This is a genomic window from Paracoccus sp. KR1-242, from assembly GCF_049446195.1.
Lineage (GTDB): Bacteria > Pseudomonadota > Alphaproteobacteria > Rhodobacterales > Rhodobacteraceae > Paracoccus > Paracoccus broussonetiae.
This window is the reverse complement of sequence record NZ_JBMSED010000001.1, coordinates 515,921-532,629: the sequence shown is the minus strand read 5'-3', so window position 1 is coordinate 532,629 and position 16,709 is coordinate 515,921. Positions and strand designations below refer to the sequence as shown.

The 16,709-nt window shown below is 65.5% G+C and carries 16 protein-coding genes; 8 read left to right on the top strand and 8 right to left on the bottom strand.

The window, feature by feature from the left end; genetic code table 11:
• The first annotated feature begins 21 nt into the window (after window positions 1-21).
• The 7 genes from ACO2Q4_RS02610 to ureG all read left to right on the top strand — a co-directional run bounded on the left by ACO2Q4_RS02610 (window position 22) and on the right by ureG (window position 5,012).
• A complete protein-coding gene (locus tag ACO2Q4_RS02610) occupies window positions 22-837 on the top strand; it encodes a cyclase family protein (RefSeq protein ID WP_311760542.1) in 816 nt (271 codons plus the stop codon).
• Entirely contained in the window at window positions 837-1,235 is a 399-nt protein-coding gene (locus tag ACO2Q4_RS02605) for a carboxymuconolactone decarboxylase family protein (RefSeq protein ID WP_423317101.1), read from the top strand. The genes ACO2Q4_RS02610 and ACO2Q4_RS02605 overlap by 1 nt, the downstream gene beginning before the upstream one ends.
• Window positions 1,236-2,936, top strand: a complete 1,701-nt coding sequence (gene ureC / locus ACO2Q4_RS02600) for an urease subunit alpha (protein ID WP_423317100.1) — start codon at window positions 1,236-1,238, stop codon at window positions 2,934-2,936.
• 109 nt (window positions 2,937-3,045) lie between these two features.
• A complete protein-coding gene (locus ACO2Q4_RS02595; RefSeq protein WP_423317098.1) occupies window positions 3,046-3,264 on the top strand; it encodes a hypothetical protein in 219 nt (72 codons plus the stop codon).
• Between the two features lie 22 nt (window positions 3,265-3,286).
• Window positions 3,287-3,757, top strand: a complete 471-nt coding sequence (locus ACO2Q4_RS02590) for an urease accessory protein UreE (protein WP_311760546.1) — start codon at window positions 3,287-3,289, stop codon at window positions 3,755-3,757.
• On the top strand, window positions 3,757-4,389 hold the full coding sequence (locus ACO2Q4_RS02585) for an urease accessory protein UreF (RefSeq protein WP_311760547.1): 633 nt from the start codon (window positions 3,757-3,759) through the stop codon (window positions 4,387-4,389). Before ACO2Q4_RS02590 ends, ACO2Q4_RS02585 begins: the two co-directional genes overlap by 1 nt.
• Window positions 4,386-5,012 (top strand): urease accessory protein UreG, encoded by a 627-nt coding sequence (ureG, locus tag ACO2Q4_RS02580; RefSeq protein ID WP_311760548.1) that lies wholly within the window; start codon window positions 4,386-4,388, stop codon window positions 5,010-5,012. Before ACO2Q4_RS02585 ends, ureG begins: the two co-directional genes overlap by 4 nt.
• 76 nt (window positions 5,013-5,088) lie before the next feature.
• On the opposite strand, the gene ACO2Q4_RS02575 is transcribed toward ureG, so the two are convergent.
• From ACO2Q4_RS02575 to recA, 4 genes are all read right to left on the bottom strand, one after another.
• Window positions 5,089-5,883 (bottom strand): class II glutamine amidotransferase, encoded by a 795-nt coding sequence (locus ACO2Q4_RS02575; RefSeq protein ID WP_311760549.1) that lies wholly within the window; start codon window positions 5,881-5,883, stop codon window positions 5,089-5,091.
• Between the two features lie 67 nt (window positions 5,884-5,950).
• Window positions 5,951-6,241: a DUF1330 domain-containing protein gene (locus ACO2Q4_RS02570; protein WP_311760550.1), complete on the bottom strand. Its 291-nt coding sequence runs from the start codon at window positions 6,239-6,241 to the stop codon at window positions 5,951-5,953.
• Window positions 6,238-8,895, bottom strand: coding sequence for an alanine--tRNA ligase (gene alaS, locus ACO2Q4_RS02565; RefSeq protein WP_311760551.1), 2,658 nt, complete (start codon window positions 8,893-8,895; stop codon window positions 6,238-6,240). The genes ACO2Q4_RS02570 and alaS overlap by 4 nt, the downstream gene beginning before the upstream one ends.
• Window positions 8,896-9,041: 146 nt before the next feature.
• Window positions 9,042-10,112, bottom strand: a complete 1,071-nt coding sequence (recA, locus tag ACO2Q4_RS02560) for a recombinase RecA (protein ID WP_311760552.1) — start codon at window positions 10,110-10,112, stop codon at window positions 9,042-9,044.
• Window positions 10,113-10,355: 243 nt separating this feature from the next.
• Between recA and ACO2Q4_RS02555 the strand changes: the two genes are divergently transcribed.
• A complete protein-coding gene (locus tag ACO2Q4_RS02555; protein ID WP_423317094.1) occupies window positions 10,356-10,952 on the top strand; it encodes a hypothetical protein in 597 nt (198 codons plus the stop codon).
• Here the strand turns inward: ACO2Q4_RS02555 and ACO2Q4_RS02550 are convergent.
• The 4 genes from ACO2Q4_RS02550 to guaB form a co-directional block, all read right to left on the bottom strand.
• Window positions 10,949-12,985: an ATP-binding protein gene (locus ACO2Q4_RS02550; RefSeq protein WP_423317092.1), complete on the bottom strand. Its 2,037-nt coding sequence runs from the start codon at window positions 12,983-12,985 to the stop codon at window positions 10,949-10,951. The two genes, ACO2Q4_RS02555 and ACO2Q4_RS02550, sit on opposite strands and share 4 nt — an antisense overlap.
• Window positions 12,986-13,036: 51 nt before the next feature.
• Entirely contained in the window at window positions 13,037-14,185 is a 1,149-nt protein-coding gene (locus ACO2Q4_RS02545; protein ID WP_423317090.1) for an RsmB/NOP family class I SAM-dependent RNA methyltransferase, read from the bottom strand.
• A 59-nt stretch (window positions 14,186-14,244) separates the two neighbouring features.
• Complete coding sequence (locus ACO2Q4_RS02540; RefSeq protein WP_423317088.1) at window positions 14,245-15,054, bottom strand: hypothetical protein; 810 nt, start codon at window positions 15,052-15,054, stop codon at window positions 14,245-14,247.
• Window positions 15,055-15,155: 101 nt separating this feature from the next.
• Window positions 15,156-16,604 carry an IMP dehydrogenase gene (gene guaB / locus ACO2Q4_RS02535; RefSeq protein ID WP_311760557.1) on the bottom strand — a complete coding sequence of 483 codons (1,449 nt, stop codon included), beginning with the start codon at window positions 16,602-16,604 and terminating at the stop codon, window positions 15,156-15,158.
• Window positions 16,605-16,709: the final 105 nt, after the last annotated feature.

The following is a 16,709-nucleotide window of genomic DNA, read 5'->3' as shown; positions in this document are numbered from 1 at the left end:
TTTTTTGGGGAGGGACTTGGAATGTGCAATACCTGCGTGATCGAAGGCGTCAAGGAAACCATGCTGAACCGGCGCAAGCTGTTCATGGGGGCGGCCGCAAGTGGCGCTGCGGCGATTGCCGCCAGCGCGATGAGCGCGCGGCCCGCCCTTGCGCAGTCAACCGGCAAGGTCGTGGACCTGACCTATGTCTTCGATGAAAAGTTCCCGACCTTCGACGGAAAACCCGGCATCGCCTATGAGGAGGCCGTGAATTTCGACAAGTCCGGCTATCAGTTGTGGCAGCTGACGATCTTCGAGCATTCCGGCACTCATATCGACGCGCCGCTGCATTTCTCCAAGGACGGCACCTCGGTCGCCGAACTTCCGGCCGAAAGCCTCGTCTGCCCGCTTTGCGTGATCGACATCACCGCCAAGGCCAAGGACGACGCCAATGCCGCACTTGAGGCCGCCGATGTCGAGGCCTGGGTCTCGGCCAATGGCGAGATCCCCAAGGGGGCCTGCGTGGCGATGAACTCGGGATGGGGTGCCAAGGTCGGCTCGCCCGAGTTCCGCAACACCCCCGATGGCAAGTTCGCCTTCCCCGGCTTCGGCAAGTCGGCCACCGATCTTCTGGCCGAAATGGGGGCGGCGGCGATCGCCAGCGACAGCCTGTCGCTGGACCCCGGCAACTCGGCCGATTTCGCGGTCCACAATTCATGGCTGCCCGGTGGGCGCTACGGGATCGAGAACCTCGCGAATGTCGACCAGCTTCCGGCCAAGGGCGCGACGATCTTCGTCGGCGCGCCGAAGCACGCCCGCGGCACCGGCGGTCCAGCCCGCATTCTGGCGATCGTCTGATGGCCACGGTTCCGTTGCTGACCGATGAGAAGGCACCCGGCGAAAGCCGGGCTGTCTTCGACGAGATCCGCGCTGCCCGCGGCACGGATTACGTCAACAATTTCTGGCGTGCGCTTGCCCATGATCCCGCGCTTTTGCGCGCGACATGGGAACGCGCCGCCACCGTCATGGCGCCGGGCGCGCTGGACCCGCTGGTCAAGGAGCTGGTCTATATCGCCGTCTCGACCGCGAATGGCTGCGCCTATTGCGTCCATTCCCACACCGCCGCCGCGCGCGCCAAGGGAATGACCCCCGAACAACACGCAGAACTTCTGGCCGTGATCGCCATGGCCAGCCAGACCAACGCGCTGGCCACCGCGCTTGCAGTGCCGGTGGACGAGCGTTTCAAGGAGAACTGAATGGCCCTGACCATTTCCCGCGCCGATTATGCCCAGATGTATGGCCCGACCACCGGCGACCGGGTCCGTCTTGGCGATACCGAGATCATCATCGAGGTCGAGCGCGACCTGACCACCTATGGCGAAGAGGTGAAGTTCGGCGGCGGCAAGGTCATCCGCGACGGCATGGGCCAAAGCCAGCTCAGCCGTGCGCGGGGCGCGATGGACACTGTCATCACCAACGCGCTGATCCTGGACCACTCGGGCATCTACAAGGCCGATATCGGCCTGCGCGACGGTCGCATCGCCGGGATCGGCAAGGCCGGGAACCCCGACACCCAGCCCGGCATCACGCTGGTCATCGGGCCTGGGACCGAGATCATCGCGGGCGAAGGCCGCATCGTCACCGCGGGCGGCATGGATGCCCATATCCACTTCATCTGCCCCCAGCAGGTCGATGACGCCATCGCCTCGGGGATGACGACCATGCTGGGCGGCGGCAGCGGCCCCGCGCATGGCACGCTGGCAACCACCTGCACCTCGGGGCCCTGGCATATCGAGCGGATGCTGATGGCGCTGGACAGCGTCCCGGTGAACATCCTCGTCTCGGCCAAGGGCAATGCCTCGCGTCCCGAGGCGCTTGAAGAGATGGTTCGTGCCGGCGCCTCGACCCTGAAGCTGCACGAAGATTGGGGCACGACCCCCGCCGCCATCGACTGCTGCCTGACGGTTGCGGACGCGATGGACGTGCAGGTGACGATCCACACCGACACGTTGAACGAATCCGGCTTTGTCGAGAACACGCTTGCCGCGATCAGGGGTCGCACCATCCACGCCTTCCACACCGAAGGCGCGGGCGGCGGCCATGCCCCCGACATCATCAAGCTGGTCGGGGCGCCGAACGTCATTCCCAGCTCGACCAACCCGACGCGGCCCTTCACGGCGAACACGCTGGAAGAGCATCTCGACATGCTGATGGTCTGCCACCATCTCGACAAGCGCGTCCCCGAGGACGTGGCTTTCGCGGAATCCCGCATCCGCCGCGAAACCATCGCGGCCGAGGATATCCTGCACGATCTGGGCGCCTTTTCGGTCATCTCGTCCGACAGCCAGGCCATGGGTCGGGTGGGAGAGGTCGTCACCCGCACCTGGCAGACCGCGCACAAGATGAAGGTCCAGCGCGGCCGTCTGGCCGAGGAGACCGGCCAGAACGACAATATCCGCGCCCGCCGCTATGTCGCGAAATACACCATCAACCCGGCCATCGCCCATGGCATCGGGAATGAGACCGGCAGTGTCGAGGCCGGCAAGCGCGCCGACCTCGTGATCTGGGATCCCAAGATGTTCGGCGCCAAACCCGAGATGGTGCTTGTCGGCGGCATGATCGCCTGGGCGCAGATGGGCGATCCGAACGGCTCGATCCCGGTCCAGCCCTTCTACATGCGCCCCATGTGGGGGACGATGGGCCGTGCGGTCCATGCCTCGGCCGCCACGTTCCTCAGCCAGGCGGGCATGGACGCGGGCGTCGGCGCAAGCCTTCTGAAGAACGCCGTCGCCGTCCGCGGCACCCGCAATATCGGCAAGGCCGACATGAAGCTGAACGCGGCAACCCCGCTGATCGAAGTCGATCCCGAAACCTATGAGGTGCGGGCCGACGGCGAATTGCTGACCTGCCAGCCCGCCAGCGAACTGCCGCTGGCGCAACGCTACTTCCTGTTCTGAGTGCTACTGCAATGCAGCATTGCAGAAAACGCCATAGATGAGACAAGACCTATGACCTATATTCCCAGTCAGGGGAGGAAACCGTTCGCCAGCACCGAAAGGGTTTCCCATGGCTATGCAATCGACCACCTTCGCGCCCACGCTGCGCGCCCGCGTAGACGGGATTTTCGCACGCATCGGACAGGGCATGATCTCCTATGCCGAGAAACGCTCGCGCCGCGCCGAGATCGACGCGCTCGAGGCGAAGTCGGATGCCGATCTTGCCCGGTTGGGCATCACCCGCGACCGGATCGTGCATTACGTCTTTCGCGACGTGATCTGGCTGTAAGCCTGAATTTCGGGGCGCGTCGATGAGCGCGCCCCTGTTCCAGCTTCGCGCGACCACCATCCTGCGCGCGACCCCCGCCGACGACAGCGTCATCCTGGACTATGAAGGACGCTTCCTGCGCCGCAAGCGTTTGCTTTCGGGCGCGGGTGTCTCGTTTCTGGTCGATCTTGCCGAGACTGTCAGCCTTGATCCCGGCGACGCCTTCCAGCTTGAGGATGGGCGCCTGATCGGCATCCTGGCCGCGATGGAGCCATGCCTGCGCGTCGAAGGCACGCTGCCGCGGCTGGCCTGGCATATCGGCAACCGCCACACCCCCTGCCAGATCGCGACCGACCACCTGCTGATCCGCGCCGATCACGTCCTTGAAGGGATGCTGAAGGGTCTGGGCGCGCTGGTCACGCCGACCATGGCGCCGTTTGCGCCCGAAGGCGGGGCCTATGGCCACGGACGCACCATGGGCCATGACCACGGCCCCGGCTTCCACGCCCATTGATGACCCATCTTGCCCGCCTTTCGCTGATCCAATGGCTGTCCCCGGCCTTTCCGACCGGGGCCTTCGCCTATTCGCACGGGCTTGAGCAGGCCATGGCGCAGGGGCTGCGCGACCCCGACGCGATCTCGGACTGGATCGCCGAGGTTGTCGCGCATGGCGGTGGCTGGATCGATGCCGTCCTGCTGTCCCTGGCGCTGTCGGGCGAAGATCCCGACGATCTGGCCCAACTGGCGCGCGCGCAGGCCGGCTCGGCCGAGCGTCTTGCGGAAACCGTGGATCAGGGCCGCGCCTTTGCCGAGACCGTCGCCGCCCTGACCGGGCACGATGTCACCCCCCGCCCCCTGCCGGTCGCCGTCGGTCTGGCCGCACGGGATCTGGACCTGCCCGCGCCCGAAATCATCGCCCATTACCTGCATGCCTTTGCCGGAAACCTCGTCTCGGCCGCGACGCGGTTCGTGCCTCTGGGCCAGGCGCAGGGGCAGAAGGCGCTGGCACGCCTGCATCCGGTCATCGCCCGGACTGCCGAGCGTGCCGCCCTGGCCGGGCGCGACGCACTTGAAACCTGCTGCTTCGGCGCCGATCTGGCCGCGATGCGGCACGAAACCCTGGATGTAAGGATCTTTCGCACATGAGCCACAACGGACCCCTGCGTGTCGGCATCGGCGGACCGGTCGGCGCTGGCAAGACCACCCTGACCGAGCAACTTGCGCGCGCGCTGGCCCCCCGCCTGTCCATGGCCGTCATCACCAACGACATCTATACGCGCGAGGATGCCGAGGCATTGATGCGCGCCCAGGTCCTGCCGGTCGAGCGCATCCGCGGTGTCGAGACCGGCGGCTGCCCGCATACCGCCATCCGCGAGGATGCCAGCATCAACCTGGCCGCCGTGGCCGATCTGCGCGCCGCCTTTCCCGATCTGGACCTGATCCTGATCGAATCGGGCGGCGACAATCTGGCCGCGACCTTCAGCCCCGAACTGGCCGACCTGACGATCTATGTCATCGATACAGCCGCCGGCCAGGACATCCCGCGCAAGCGTGGTCCGGGGCTGACGCGCTCGGATCTGCTGGTGGTGAACAAGACCGACCTGGCCCCGCATGTCGGCGTCGATGTCGAACTTCTGCAAAGCGACGCGCGCCACGCACGCGGGGAACGTCCCTTTGTCATGGCGCAACTTCGCCACGGCAAGGGCATTGCCGAAATCGTCGAGTTCCTGATCCGCGAAGGCGGCCTGGTGCTGTCGGAGCCGGCCTGAGCTCCGATCAGAACCCGGGTCGCGGCTGGATGCCTCGCATGGGTATTTGAGAAACGGTGAATGTCGCGAGGCCGCTTCAGGCGGCTTCGCGCAGTGCGTTCGGCACGAAGGGGGTCACCACCAGATCCGGGCCATCAAAGACGCAGAAACTTTGCGCGGGAACCTCCAGCCAGTCGTTTTCGTCGCTTTCCAATGGTTCCGAGACCACCGCACGACCTCCACGCTTGTCAGACCAGCGGTGATACAGCGTCGGCGCCTGATCGTCGCTGGCATAGCGCAGCGCATATAGCCGCTGGCCATCCGAAAATGCGGCGGTCAACCGAACATGAGGCGCATCGCCCCGCTGCACCGCCAGCGCCTCGAACCGGGCGGTGGCGCGGGCCATGGCACCGGCGGGATCCTCGGCGAGCCCCTCGCCAAGCGCGACAAGAAACAGCGCCTCGCTGTCGGTCGCGCCCTTGCGATGGGAATAATACTCGTCGGGGATCATCACCTCGGCATGGCGGCGGAAGCGTTCATACCCGCCGAACTGGCCGTTATGCATAAAGGCCCATTTACCGACCACGAAGGGATGGCAATTGTTCCGGCTGGTCGCCGTCCCCGTCGAGGCCCGGACATGAGCCAGGAACAGGTGCGATTTCAGCGTCGCGGTCAGGCTTTTCAGGTTGCTGTCGGACCAGGCGGGCATGATGTCGCGGTAAAGTCCCGGCTCTTCCCGTTCGCCGTACCAAGCCATGCCAAAGCCGTCCGCATTGACCGGCGTGTGGCACTGCGTGGCGCCATGGCTTTGCCGGACCAGCGAATGGCCGGGCCGGCAGATCACGTCCTCAAGGAAGATCGGACTGCCGATATAGGCTGCCCAACGACACATGCCTGTCCCCTTTCGCGCCTTTTCCAGAAATCTTGGCACGAAAGCCCTGAAGAATCATCAAGAAGTCTCAGGCCGGGTTTTCTTCGACGATCACAAGATCGCGCTCTGCGGCATTTTTGGCATGTTCCAGCGCCGCCTGGTACTCGTCCGAGTTGTAGCAGGCGACCGCATCCTCGACGCTGGGGAAGCGCGCCACGACGTTGCGGGCGCGTTCATTCCCCTCAAGCTGGACATAACGCGTGCCGCGCGCGAGGAACACGCCGCCATGCGCCGCGATGGCCGGACCCGCAAGCTTTGCATATTCGCCGTAGGATTCCGGGTTGGTGACGTTCACATGGGCAATCCAGAGCGCGGTCATGCTTTCTCTCCGATCAGGGTTTCGACGGCGGAAATGGCGCTGTCGGCAGCGTCAAGGCTGGGTGCACCGCCTTGGGCGCGGTCGGGACGGCCACCGCCGCCCTTGCCGCCTAGTGCTGCGGTCGCAGCCTGGACCAGCTCGACCGCGGTGACGCGGCCGGTCAGGTCCGGCGTCACGCCCGCCGCGACCGTAGCCTTGCCGTCGGCCTCGGCCAGAACGACCACGGCGCCCGAGCCAAGACGCGCCTTCATCTCGTCGACCAGCGGGCCAAGCTCCTTCCCCGAGACGCCATCGACACGACGGGCAATCAGCTTGATTCCGTTGATTTCCTTCGGCGCCTCGTCCGAACCACCGCCCATCGCCAACTGGCGCTTCAGCTGCGCGACCTCATTGGCCAGTGCCTTGCGCTCGTCGGCGAGCGCGCGAACCTTGTTCACGACATCGCCGGCCTGCGCCTTGACGATACCCGCGACCTCGGCAAGCTCGCCATCGACGCGGCGCAGCGCATCCAGCGCGGCCTGACCGGTCAGCGCCTCGATCCGGCGGATGCCGGCGGCGGACGCGGTTTCCGAGGTCAGCGCAAACATCCCGATGTCGCCCGTGCGCGCGACATGGGTGCCGCCGCACAGTTCCAGCGAATAGGTCTTGCCGCCGATGCCTTTGCCCGAGCCTTGCAGCTCGCCCATCGACACGACGCGGACCTCATCGCCATATTTCTCGCCGAACAGGGCCTGCGCACCAAGGCCGCGGGCGTCGTCCGGGGTCATGATCCGGGTTTCGACCGGGGTGTTCTGGCGGATGAAGTCATTCACCTCGCGTTCGACCTGGGAGATTTCCTCGGCCGTCAAGGCCTTGGTGTGGCTGAAGTCGAAGCGCAGACGGTCGGGGGCGTTCAGGCTGCCGCGCTGCGCGACATGTTCCCCCAGCGCGCGGCGCAGGGCTTCGTGCAGCAGGTGCGTGGCCGAGTGGTTCGCCCGGATCGCGCCGCGGCGGTCGTGCTCGACAGCAAGCTGTGCACCCTGCCCGCGGCTGATCGTGCCCAGCGTGACCTCGGCCACATGGACGAAAAGACCATTGGCCTTCTTCGTGTCGGTGACGCGTGCGGCACCGGTCTCGGTCTTGATCAGGCCGGTATCGCCAACCTGGCCGCCGGATTCGCCGTAGAAGGGCGTCTGGTTCACGACGATCTGGATCTGCTGACCCTCGCCCGCGGTCTCGACTGCCGCGCCGTCCTGCACCAGCGCCAGGATCTGGCCTTCGCTCTCCTCGGTGTCATAGCCTAGGAATTCGGTCGCGCCGTGCTGTTCGGCCAGGTCGAACCAGATCGCGGCATCCTTGGTTTCACCCGAGCCTGCCCATGCGGCACGCGCCTTGGCCTTCTGCTCGGCCATGGCGCTGTCGAACCCAGCGGTATCGACCGCGCGGCCCTTTTCGCGCAGGGCATCCTGCGTCAGGTCCAGCGGGAAGCCATAGGTGTCGTAAAGTTTGAACGCCGCCTCGCCGGGCAGGTTCACCCCTTCGGGCAGCTTCCCGAGTTCGTCATCCAGCAGGCGCAGACCGCGGTCCAGCGTCTGCTTGAAGCGGGTCTCCTCCAGCTTCAAGGTTTCTTCGATCAGGGCCTGCGCGCGGCCAAGTTCAGGATAGGCCGCGCCCATTTCGCGCACCAGCGCCGGGACCAGCTTATGCATGACCGGGTCCTTGGCACCCAGGATATGGGCGTGGCGCATGGCCCGGCGCATGATCCGCCGCAGGACATAGCCCCGCCCCTCGTTCGAGGGCATGACACCGTCGGCGATCAGGAAGCTGGTCGAACGCAGGTGATCGGCAATGACGCGGTGATGCACCTTGCCCGGCCCATCCGGGTCGTTCGAGGTCGCATGCGCCGACGCTTCGATCAGGCTGCGCATCAGGTCGGTGTCGTAGTTGTCGTGCTTGCCCTGCAAAAGCGCGCCGATCCGCTCCAGCCCCATGCCGGTGTCGATCGACTGCATGTCAAGCGCGCGCATCGAGCCGTCCTCGAACTGCTCGTTCTGCATGAACACGAGGTTCCAGATCTCGATGAAGCGGTCGCCATCCTCGTCCGCCGAGCCGGGCGGGCCGCCCCAGATCTTGTCGCCGTGGTCGAAGAAGATCTCGGTGCAGGGGCCGCAGGGACCGGTCGGACCCATCTGCCAGAAGTTGTCGCTGGTCGGGATGCGGATGATGCGGTCGTCCGACAGGCCCGCGACCTTCTTCCAGATATCTGCGGCCTCGTCATCGGTGTGATAGACGGTGACCAGAAGCTTGTCCTTGGGAATGCCGAAATCCTTCGTCAGCAATTCCCAGGCATAGGGGATCGCCTGCGTCTTGAAATAGTCGCCGAAGCTGAAGTTCCCCAGCATCTCGAAGAAGGTGTGGTGCCGCGCGGTATAGCCCACATTGTCCAGGTCGTTGTGCTTGCCCCCGGCGCGAACGCATTTCTGCGCGGTGGTCGCGCGCTTGTAGTCCCGCGTCTCAACCCCGGTGAACAGGTTCTTGAACTGCACCATCCCCGAATTCGTGAACATCAGCGTGGGGTCGTTGCGTGGAACCAGCGGGCTGGATTGGACGACACGGTGGCCGTTGCGTTCGAAGAAGTTCAGAAACGTCGAGCGAATGTCGTTCAAGCTGGGCATGGCGCAATCTTTCCGGATGGGCAGAGTCCGCAAATAACCGAGGGGGGCGCGGGCGTAAAGCCGGAACGCTGGTACAAGGGACCGGGACGCAGCAAAGAAAAACGCGCCCCGGATCAGCGGGACGCGCGGATGGCGATCTTCGGCAATCAGTCCTCGGTCAGCGAGTCGTCGCCTTCGTCGCCGGCACCGAAATCAAGACCGTGGCTGGCGCGGATCTTGTCTTCGATCGCGAAGGCGATTTCCGTATTGTCACGCAGGAACTGCTTGGCATTCTCACGACCCTGGCCGATGCGTTCGTCGCCATAGGAATACCAGGACCCCGACTTCTCGACGACGCCGGCCTTGACGCCCAGATCGATCAGCTCGCCGACCTTCGAGATGCCTTCGCCATACATGATGTCGAATTCGACCTGGCGGAAGGGCGGCGCCACCTTGTTCTTGACGACCTTGACGCGGGTCGCGTTGCCCACGACCTCGTCCCGGTCCTTGATCGAGCCGGTACGGCGGATATCGAGGCGGACCGAAGCATAGAATTTCAGCGCATTGCCGCCGGTCGTGGTTTCGGGGTTGCCGAACATCACGCCGATCTTCATGCGGATTTGGTTGATGAAGATGACCATGCAGTTGCTGCGGCCGATGCTGGCGGTCAGCTTGCGCATTGCCTGGCTCATCAGGCGGGCCTGGCTGCCCATCTGCATGTCGCCCATGTCGCCTTCGATCTCGGACTTCGGCGTCAGCGCCGCGACCGAGTCCACCACGACCAGGCTCACCGCGCCCGAACGCACCAGCGTGTCGACGATTTCCAGTGCCTGTTCGCCGGTATCGGGCTGGCTGATCAGCAACTCGTCCAGGTTGACGCCAAGCTTGCGGGCATATTGCGGATCAAGTGCGTGTTCCGCGTCGACAAAGGCGCAGACGCCGCCTTTTTTCTGTTCTTCGGCCACCACATGCAGGGTCAGGGTGGTCTTGCCCGAACTTTCCGGGCCAAAGATCTCGATGATCCGGCCCTTCGGCAGGCCGCCGATGCCCAGCGCGATATCAAGGCCAAGCGAACCGGTCGATGTCGCCTCGATCTCGGCCACGGGATTGTCGCCCCCCAGCTTCATGATCGAACCCTTGCCGAACTGCCGTTCGATCTGGGCCAGCGCGCTGTCCAGAGCCTTCTGCTTATCTGCCGATCGCTTGTCGTTCATGTCGAAAAGTGTTGCCCCTGCCATGCGGTCCCCTTGCTTATTTCATACCCCGCCCGTCGGGGCAATCAGTGCCCGCCCGTCACATGTTCACGGGTTGTTCTCTTTGTGGGGGAATTCGCGAAAGAAAGCAAGAACAGCTTGCCGATTCGCCACATTCTTCCACCGCCTCACGGTCGATCCTGAGGGGCAGAAATTAAGAAAAGATTTACAGCGATCCCCCCTGCCGCTATTTCCTGACCGCCCACCAATCGCACGAAATGGAACAAGATGCTGATTTTTTGGGAGAAACGGCTCGTCTTTCTGGCGACCCCCAAGGCAGGCTCGACCGCGGTCGAGGCAGCGCTGGAATCCCTGGCCAATGTCGCCGTCCAGCGGCCCGCGGAATTGAAGCACACCGATCTGGGCAGCTATCGCCGCCATATCGAACCCTGGCTGCACCAGATGACCGGGGACAGGTTCACCACCGTCGCGCTGATGCGCGAACCGATCGGATGGCTGCGCAGCTGGTACCGCTTTCGCCACCGCGACGATATCGATGATCCCGACCACGCCATGGATGGTGTCACCTTCTCGCAATTCGCGCAGTCCTATGCCGGATCGGCGGAAACCTATCGCCAGATCGGGATGCAATGCGACTTCCTGACCCGGAGCGAGGATCGGGTCGACCGCATTTTCCGCTATGAGGAGATGCAGGACCTGACCCATTTCCTTGAGGATCGGCTTGACTGTGCCATCAGCCTGCCGCGCGTCAACGTCCCGCCAGCGGTCGACGTCTCGCTGAGTGATGAGCACGGGGCGATGCTGCGCCGCTTCCTGCATCGCGACGTGGCGCTTTACGATTCGCTTTGCATGGTCGCGGCCTAGGCCTCCAGCTCGCGTGCCAACTGGCGGCCGACCAGAGCCGTCAGGTCCGAAAGCGAGAAGGGCTTGGCGAGGAAGGCCGAATTCGGCACCGGCGCGTGCCCTTCGGCAAACACGTCCTCGGCATAACCCGAGATGAAGATTACGCGGGTCTGGGGACGGTCGCGCAGCGCGGACCGGACCCAGGCCGGACCGTCCATGCCCGGCATGACGACATCGGTCACGAAGACATCGACCACCAGCCGCTGATCCGAAAGCAGGGTCAGGGCGTCTTCGGCGCTGGCGGCCTCCAGCACGGCATAGCCCTGCAGTTTCAGCGCCCGGCTGGCAAAGGCGCGGACCGGGGCCTCATCCTCGACCAGCAGAACCGTGGCCTCGGCCTCGGCACGCGTAACCAAGGGCTGGGCGGGTGCCTCTTCGGGTTCCTCGGTCGCCAGCGACCGGTCATGCGCGGGAAAGAACAGTGAAAAGACGCTGCCGACTCCGGGCGTGCTGTCGCAGAAGATATAGCCGCCAGTCTGCTTGACGATGCCATAGGCGGTGGACAGCCCCAGCCCCGTCCCCTCGCCCGTGCGCTTGGTGGTATAAAAGGGTTCGAAGATCTTGGTCAGCTCCTCGGGCGGGATGCCGCAACCCTGGTCATGAACCTCGACCCGGACGTAATCTCCGGCAGGCAGCCGCGCGCGACCGACCTCGGTCGCCTGATCCAGCTGCATGTTGTCGGTCCTGATCGCAATGTCACCACCGGCGGGCATGGCGTCGCGGGCATTGACCACAAGGTTCATGATCACCTGTTCCAGCTGGCGACGGTCAGCCCGGATCATCCGCAGCGAGGGATCGTGGTCGAAAGTCAGCACCACCCTTTCCCCGACCAGCCGGTTCAGCAGATGCGTCAGGTCCGACAGCGTGTCGCGCAGGTCGATGATCTGCGGTTTCAACACCTGCTTGCGCGAAAAGGCCAGCAACTGCCGCACCAGCGCGGCCGCACGATTAGCGTTCTGGCTGATCTGGTCGAGGTCGGCGAAATCCGGGTCGGCCTTGTCGTGGCGCAGCATCAGCAGGTCGCAATGACCGGTGATCGCCGTCAGCAGGTTGTTGAAGTCATGCGCGATTCCGCCCGCGAGCTGGCCAATCGCCTGCATCTTCTGACTCTGGACGAATTGCGCCTCGAGCGTCTTCAGCGCGCTTGCATCCGACAGGACGGCGGTGGCGTAATCGCCGTCTCCGCGCGTCAGGCTGACCTGAAGGAAGCGGTCGCCGCCGTCGCCCTTCAGATGCAATACCTCGGCCCCGCCCACGGTCCGTCCGAAACAGATGTCCGACACCCAACCGCCTATCTCGCGCCCCGGCCCGTCCAGAAGCACGGAAAGCGGCTGGCCCGGCTGCGCGTCGCCCAGAAGCTGCCGTGCGGCATCGTTGAGGCGCAGGATCCGCGCCGCGGCATCAAGCCGCAGCAGGGGGACAGGCAGCGTTTCGAATTCGTCGACTTGCGTGGCCGGGTCGACCGGCAACGGAAGATGCGAGGGGTCGGCGGCAGTCCAGATCTGCCCCCCCTCGGGATCGCGGCGGACCAGAAAAACGCCCGCTTCCGCCAGATCCACGCGACATTCGCGGTTGCGCAGAAGCAGTTGGGCAATATCCCGCAGCGCGGCGGCGGGATCGGCATTGGACCTGCCCAGAAGATCGCCCGCCTGACTGCCGACAAGTTCGCCCATCTGCTCGCGCGCGCGCTGGGTCTGGGCGGCAATGGTCCCCTCCCGGTCGATCACCAGCGTCACACCGGGATCCGTCCGCAGCCTTTGCCGCAGCCGCGCCAATGCGCGCCGCCGCTGCCATGTCGAGGCCATGCGTCCCATCGGCAGGAACAGGCCCAGAAGGCCGATCCCCAGCACCGCCCCAAGCAGGGCCAGCCCTGCGGATTCATGTGCGGCCCTGTCGCGCGCATTCATGGAGCAGATCGCGAAGCCCGCACAGATGGCCATCGCCATCCCCAGAAGCGCCGCCATCCATTGCCGCGTCAGACCTGCGAATGCCATGCGTCCTCCCCTTGCATGGGAAGTCAGTATCCGCAGTCGGTTAATCGCGGGTTAACGCCGGCGCATCAGCGCAAGATAGAACCCGTCCGAGGCGTTCAGCGGCGTCAGCCGAAGCTCGCTGACAGGTTCGAAATCGCTGCGGGCGCGGAAGGCCGCGATCTGTTCTGCGTTTTCCTGTTCGAAGACCGAGCAGGTCATATATGCCAGATGCCCGCCCGGCGCGACGAACGCGGCAGCTTCGTCCATGATCCGGGCCTGCAGCGCGACCAGCCGGTCCAGCCCGGCACGGTCCAACCGCCATTTCGCGTCTGGTGTCCGCCGCCACGTCCCGCTGCCGGAACAGGGCACGTCGGTCAGGACCAGATCGAACTTCCCCTCGACGCGACCGGGTGCGGCAAGGCGCAGGCGCACCCCGGCGCGCTTGGCACGGGCGGGCAGGTCCGCCATGCGCGAAGCCTCGACATCATGGGCGACGATGCGGGTGACACCGGCGGCCGCCAACGCCAGCGCCTTGCCGCCGCCGCCCGCGCAATAATCCAGCGCCGATCCGACCCGCGGCAGCGCCGCGCAGGCCAGTTGCGGCGACAGATCCTGAAGCTCGACCAGCCCATCGGCATAGGCGCCCGAGGCCGCGACGCGGCGCGCGCCCTCGATCACCTCCAGCGCGCTTGCCAGCTTCGCAGACGGGCGGGCAACGATTCCATCCCGCTCCAGCGCGGCCAGCGCCTCGTCAGGGCTCGCGCGAAGCGTGTTCGCCCGCAGCCAGACCGGGGCACGGTCCCGCAGCGCGGCGGCGACATCCGCAGCCGTTTCCCCCAGGGCGTCCCGCCAAAACGGCTGCATCCAGTCCGGCAGGTCCATCGCCTCGGCCGGGCTGGGCGCGCGCTGGCTTTGAACTTCCGCCGGTTCAAGCATGGCGGGTGCATAAGGCGCGCCGGTAAAGACTTGGGCGGGATCTGTGCCTTCGTCGCGGCACATGCCAAGGATCAGGCCCCGCCCGCTCAGCGCGCCGCCCAGTGCCGCACGCGAACGCATCCGCCGCAGCGCATCGAAAACTATGTCACGCACCGCCGCGCGGTCACCGGACCCGGCGAAACGGCTGTTCCTTGCCCAGCGAATCAGCGCAGCCTCGGCCGCTTCGCCCGACAGGACCTGATCGAGAACGGTGATGGCGGCCTGTGCGCGGGCGGCGGGAGTCATGGCAATTCGCGGGCTGGAAAGGTTTTGCCCAGAAAGTCACTCTGCCGGGCGATGTCAAGTTATGACCCCTCGTTATCCGGCGGGGGTGGCAGGGTCGGATCATCGAACAGCGGTCCGCCCCCGTGCAGCGGAACCAGCGGCCCGCGCGCCGCAGTGATCGCACTGCCCCGCCCGGCACCGATCGCGGCCAAAGACCCGGGGGTCCCCGTCACCGCGGTTCCGGGCGGCGCGCCCAGCAACATCAGCCGCTGGCGGACGCGCTGGCGGCTGTCCGCCGCGACCGAGGCGAAGCTGTTATAGGTTTCGGGCGTGCCGGTCATGCCCTGGAACCCGCGTTCCTTCAGCGTCGCGCGCAACGTGTCGAACCGCGCAAGATAGCGGTCGGCATAAACCGCGGTGCGCGAATGGAACGCACCCGCGGCCCGCCGCCAGTCGCCCGTCTCTCGGTAGAGGTCGCTGACGAAGCGGGCGGCATAGCGCGCATTCTCAAGCGGGTCGAACATCTGCGCGACCGAGGCGAATTGCGCGCCATGCCAGCGATAGTTCAGTTGGAAGCACCCGATATCAAGATTGCTGCGCCCCGACCTGATCCGATCCTCGGCAAAGGCGATCGCGCTGCCGGGATCGTCGAACCACGTCCCTTCACCTTCGGCATTGGCGCTCCAGGCCCAGGGTCGGACCACGCCATCAAGACGCCGGCCCGTTTCGGTCAGGGTCAGCGCGCCCAGGATGTCGGCGGGCACGCCGGTTTCGCGGGCCGCCTGCGCCGCCGCCCATTCGCAAATCTCGGCACCGGGCTGGCCAAGTGCGCGGCTGGCCCAAAGAAGGCCAAGGATCAGCAGAACGGCGGGGCGACGCAAGGCAGACATGGAATCCCGGCAGCGGCGATATCGCCTCTGGATACCGGACCGGGTTTAAGATTCCGTTGCCGCGGTCGAAAGGCGGGCGGCGCAGGGCCGCCCTGCCCGTTTCAGCCCATGCGGTAGTTCGGGCTTTCGCGCGTGATCTGCACGTCGTGGACGTGGCTTTCCTTCAGGCCCGCGCCGGTGATGCGGACGAACTCGCAACCGCCCCGCATCTCGGCCACGGTGGCGTTGCCCGTATAGCCCATTGCCGCGCGCAAACCGCCGACCAGCTGGTGGATCACCGCCGAGGCCGTGCCCTTGTAGGGCACCTGACCCTCGATCCCCTCGGGGACCAGCTTGTCCGAGGCGGCATCCTTCTGGAAATAGCGGTCGGCCGAACCGCGCGCCATGGCACCCAGGCTGCCCATGCCGCGATAGGACTTGAAGGACCGGCCTTGGTACAGGATCACCTCGCCGGGGCTTTCGTCGGTACCCGCAATGGCCGAACCGACCATCGCGCAGCTTGCACCGGCGGCGATGGCCTTGGCGAAGTCGCCCGAGAACTTGATGCCGCCATCCGCGATGACCGGGATGTCGCCCGCGCCCCGGACCGCGTCCATGATCGCGGTCAGCTGCGGCACGCCGACACCCGCGACGATGCGGGTCGTGCAGATCGAGCCGGGGCCGATCCCCACCTTGATCGCATCGGCACCGGCATCGACCAGCGCGCGCGCGGCCTCTGCGGTGGCGACGTTGCCGGCGACGACCTGGACTTCGTTCGAATGCGCCTTGATCCGGCTCACGGCACGGGCCACGCCCTCGGAATGGCCATGCGCGGTGTCGATCACCACCATGTCGACCCCGGCTTCGACCAGCGCAAGGCTGCGCTCATAACCCTCGTCGCCCACGGTCGAGGCGGCGGCGACGCGCAGGCGGCCCAATTCGTCCTTGCAGGCCAGCGGGTTCAGGACCGATTTCTCGGTATCCTTCAGGGTCAGCAGACCGGTCAGTTTGCCCTGACCATTGGTGATCAGCAGCTTCTCGATCCGGCGTTCCTTCATCAGGTTGATCGCCTGTGCCCGGTCAGCGGGCTCGTGCAGGATGGCAAGATCCTGCGCCGTCATCACCGCACGAACCGGGGTGCGGTCGTCGCTGGCAAAACGCATGTCGCGGTTGGTGATGATGCCGACGACGCGGCCCTCGTCATCCACCACCGGAAAGCCGGTGACGTTATAGCGCTCTTGCAGCGCCTTGGCGTCGGCGATGGTCTGGTCGGGGCGCAGCGTGACCGGATCATAGACGATGCCGGATTCGAACCGCTTCACGCGGCGAACTTCGTCCGCCTGCTGTTCGGCAGTCAAATTGCGGTGGATCACACCGATCCCGCCCGCCTGGGCCATCGCGATCGCCATGCGGCTCTCGGTGACGGTGTCCATGGCGCTGGAGAGCAGGGGAATGTTCATCCGGATCTGCTTTGTGACCCAAGTGGTCACATCCGCCGTCGAGGGCATCACCGAGGATGCCGCAGGTACGAGAAGAACATCGTCGAAGGTCAAAGCCTCACGAATCTGCATGGGAGCATCCTTGTCAGGGGTTCGTTTGGCAGTTTCCCATTTCACGGAGACGCAGGAATGTCCAGCGCAAACACGGTGGAATCGTGGGCCGTCGCGAACCGCGCG

Bases quoted from the DNA above. Each gene is read 5' to 3' on its own strand.
- ACO2Q4_RS02575 (WP_311760549.1), bottom strand. From the start codon at position 5,883: ATGTGTCGTTGGGCAGCCTATATCGGCAGTCCGATCTTCCTTGAGGAC.
- ureG (WP_311760548.1), top strand. From the start codon at position 4,386: ATGAGCCACAACGGACCCCTGCGTGTCGGCATCGGCGGACCGGTCGGC.
- ACO2Q4_RS02595 (WP_423317098.1), top strand. From the start codon at position 3,046: ATGGCTATGCAATCGACCACCTTCGCGCCCACGCTGCGCGCCCGCGTA.
- guaB (WP_311760557.1), bottom strand. From the start codon at position 16,604: ATGCAGATTCGTGAGGCTTTGACCTTCGACGATGTTCTTCTCGTACCT.
- ACO2Q4_RS02570 (WP_311760550.1), bottom strand. From the start codon at position 6,241: ATGACCGCGCTCTGGATTGCCCATGTGAACGTCACCAACCCGGAATCC.
- ACO2Q4_RS02540 (WP_423317088.1), bottom strand. From the start codon at position 15,054: ATGTCTGCCTTGCGTCGCCCCGCCGTTCTGCTGATCCTTGGCCTTCTT.
- alaS (WP_311760551.1), bottom strand. From the start codon at position 8,895: ATGCCCAGCTTGAACGACATTCGCTCGACGTTTCTGAACTTCTTCGAA.
- ureC (WP_423317100.1), top strand. From the start codon at position 1,236: ATGGCCCTGACCATTTCCCGCGCCGATTATGCCCAGATGTATGGCCCG.
- ACO2Q4_RS02590 (WP_311760546.1), top strand. From the start codon at position 3,287: ATGAGCGCGCCCCTGTTCCAGCTTCGCGCGACCACCATCCTGCGCGCG.
- ACO2Q4_RS02555 (WP_423317094.1), top strand. From the start codon at position 10,356: ATGCTGATTTTTTGGGAGAAACGGCTCGTCTTTCTGGCGACCCCCAAG.
- ACO2Q4_RS02585 (WP_311760547.1), top strand. From the start codon at position 3,757: ATGACCCATCTTGCCCGCCTTTCGCTGATCCAATGGCTGTCCCCGGCC.
- ACO2Q4_RS02610 (WP_311760542.1), top strand. From the start codon at position 22: ATGTGCAATACCTGCGTGATCGAAGGCGTCAAGGAAACCATGCTGAAC.
- ACO2Q4_RS02550 (WP_423317092.1), bottom strand. From the start codon at position 12,985: ATGGCATTCGCAGGTCTGACGCGGCAATGGATGGCGGCGCTTCTGGGG.
- ACO2Q4_RS02545 (WP_423317090.1), bottom strand. From the start codon at position 14,185: ATGACTCCCGCCGCCCGCGCACAGGCCGCCATCACCGTTCTCGATCAG.
- recA (WP_311760552.1), bottom strand. From the start codon at position 10,112: ATGGCAGGGGCAACACTTTTCGACATGAACGACAAGCGATCGGCAGAT.
- ACO2Q4_RS02605 (WP_423317101.1), top strand. From the start codon at position 837: ATGGCCACGGTTCCGTTGCTGACCGATGAGAAGGCACCCGGCGAAAGC.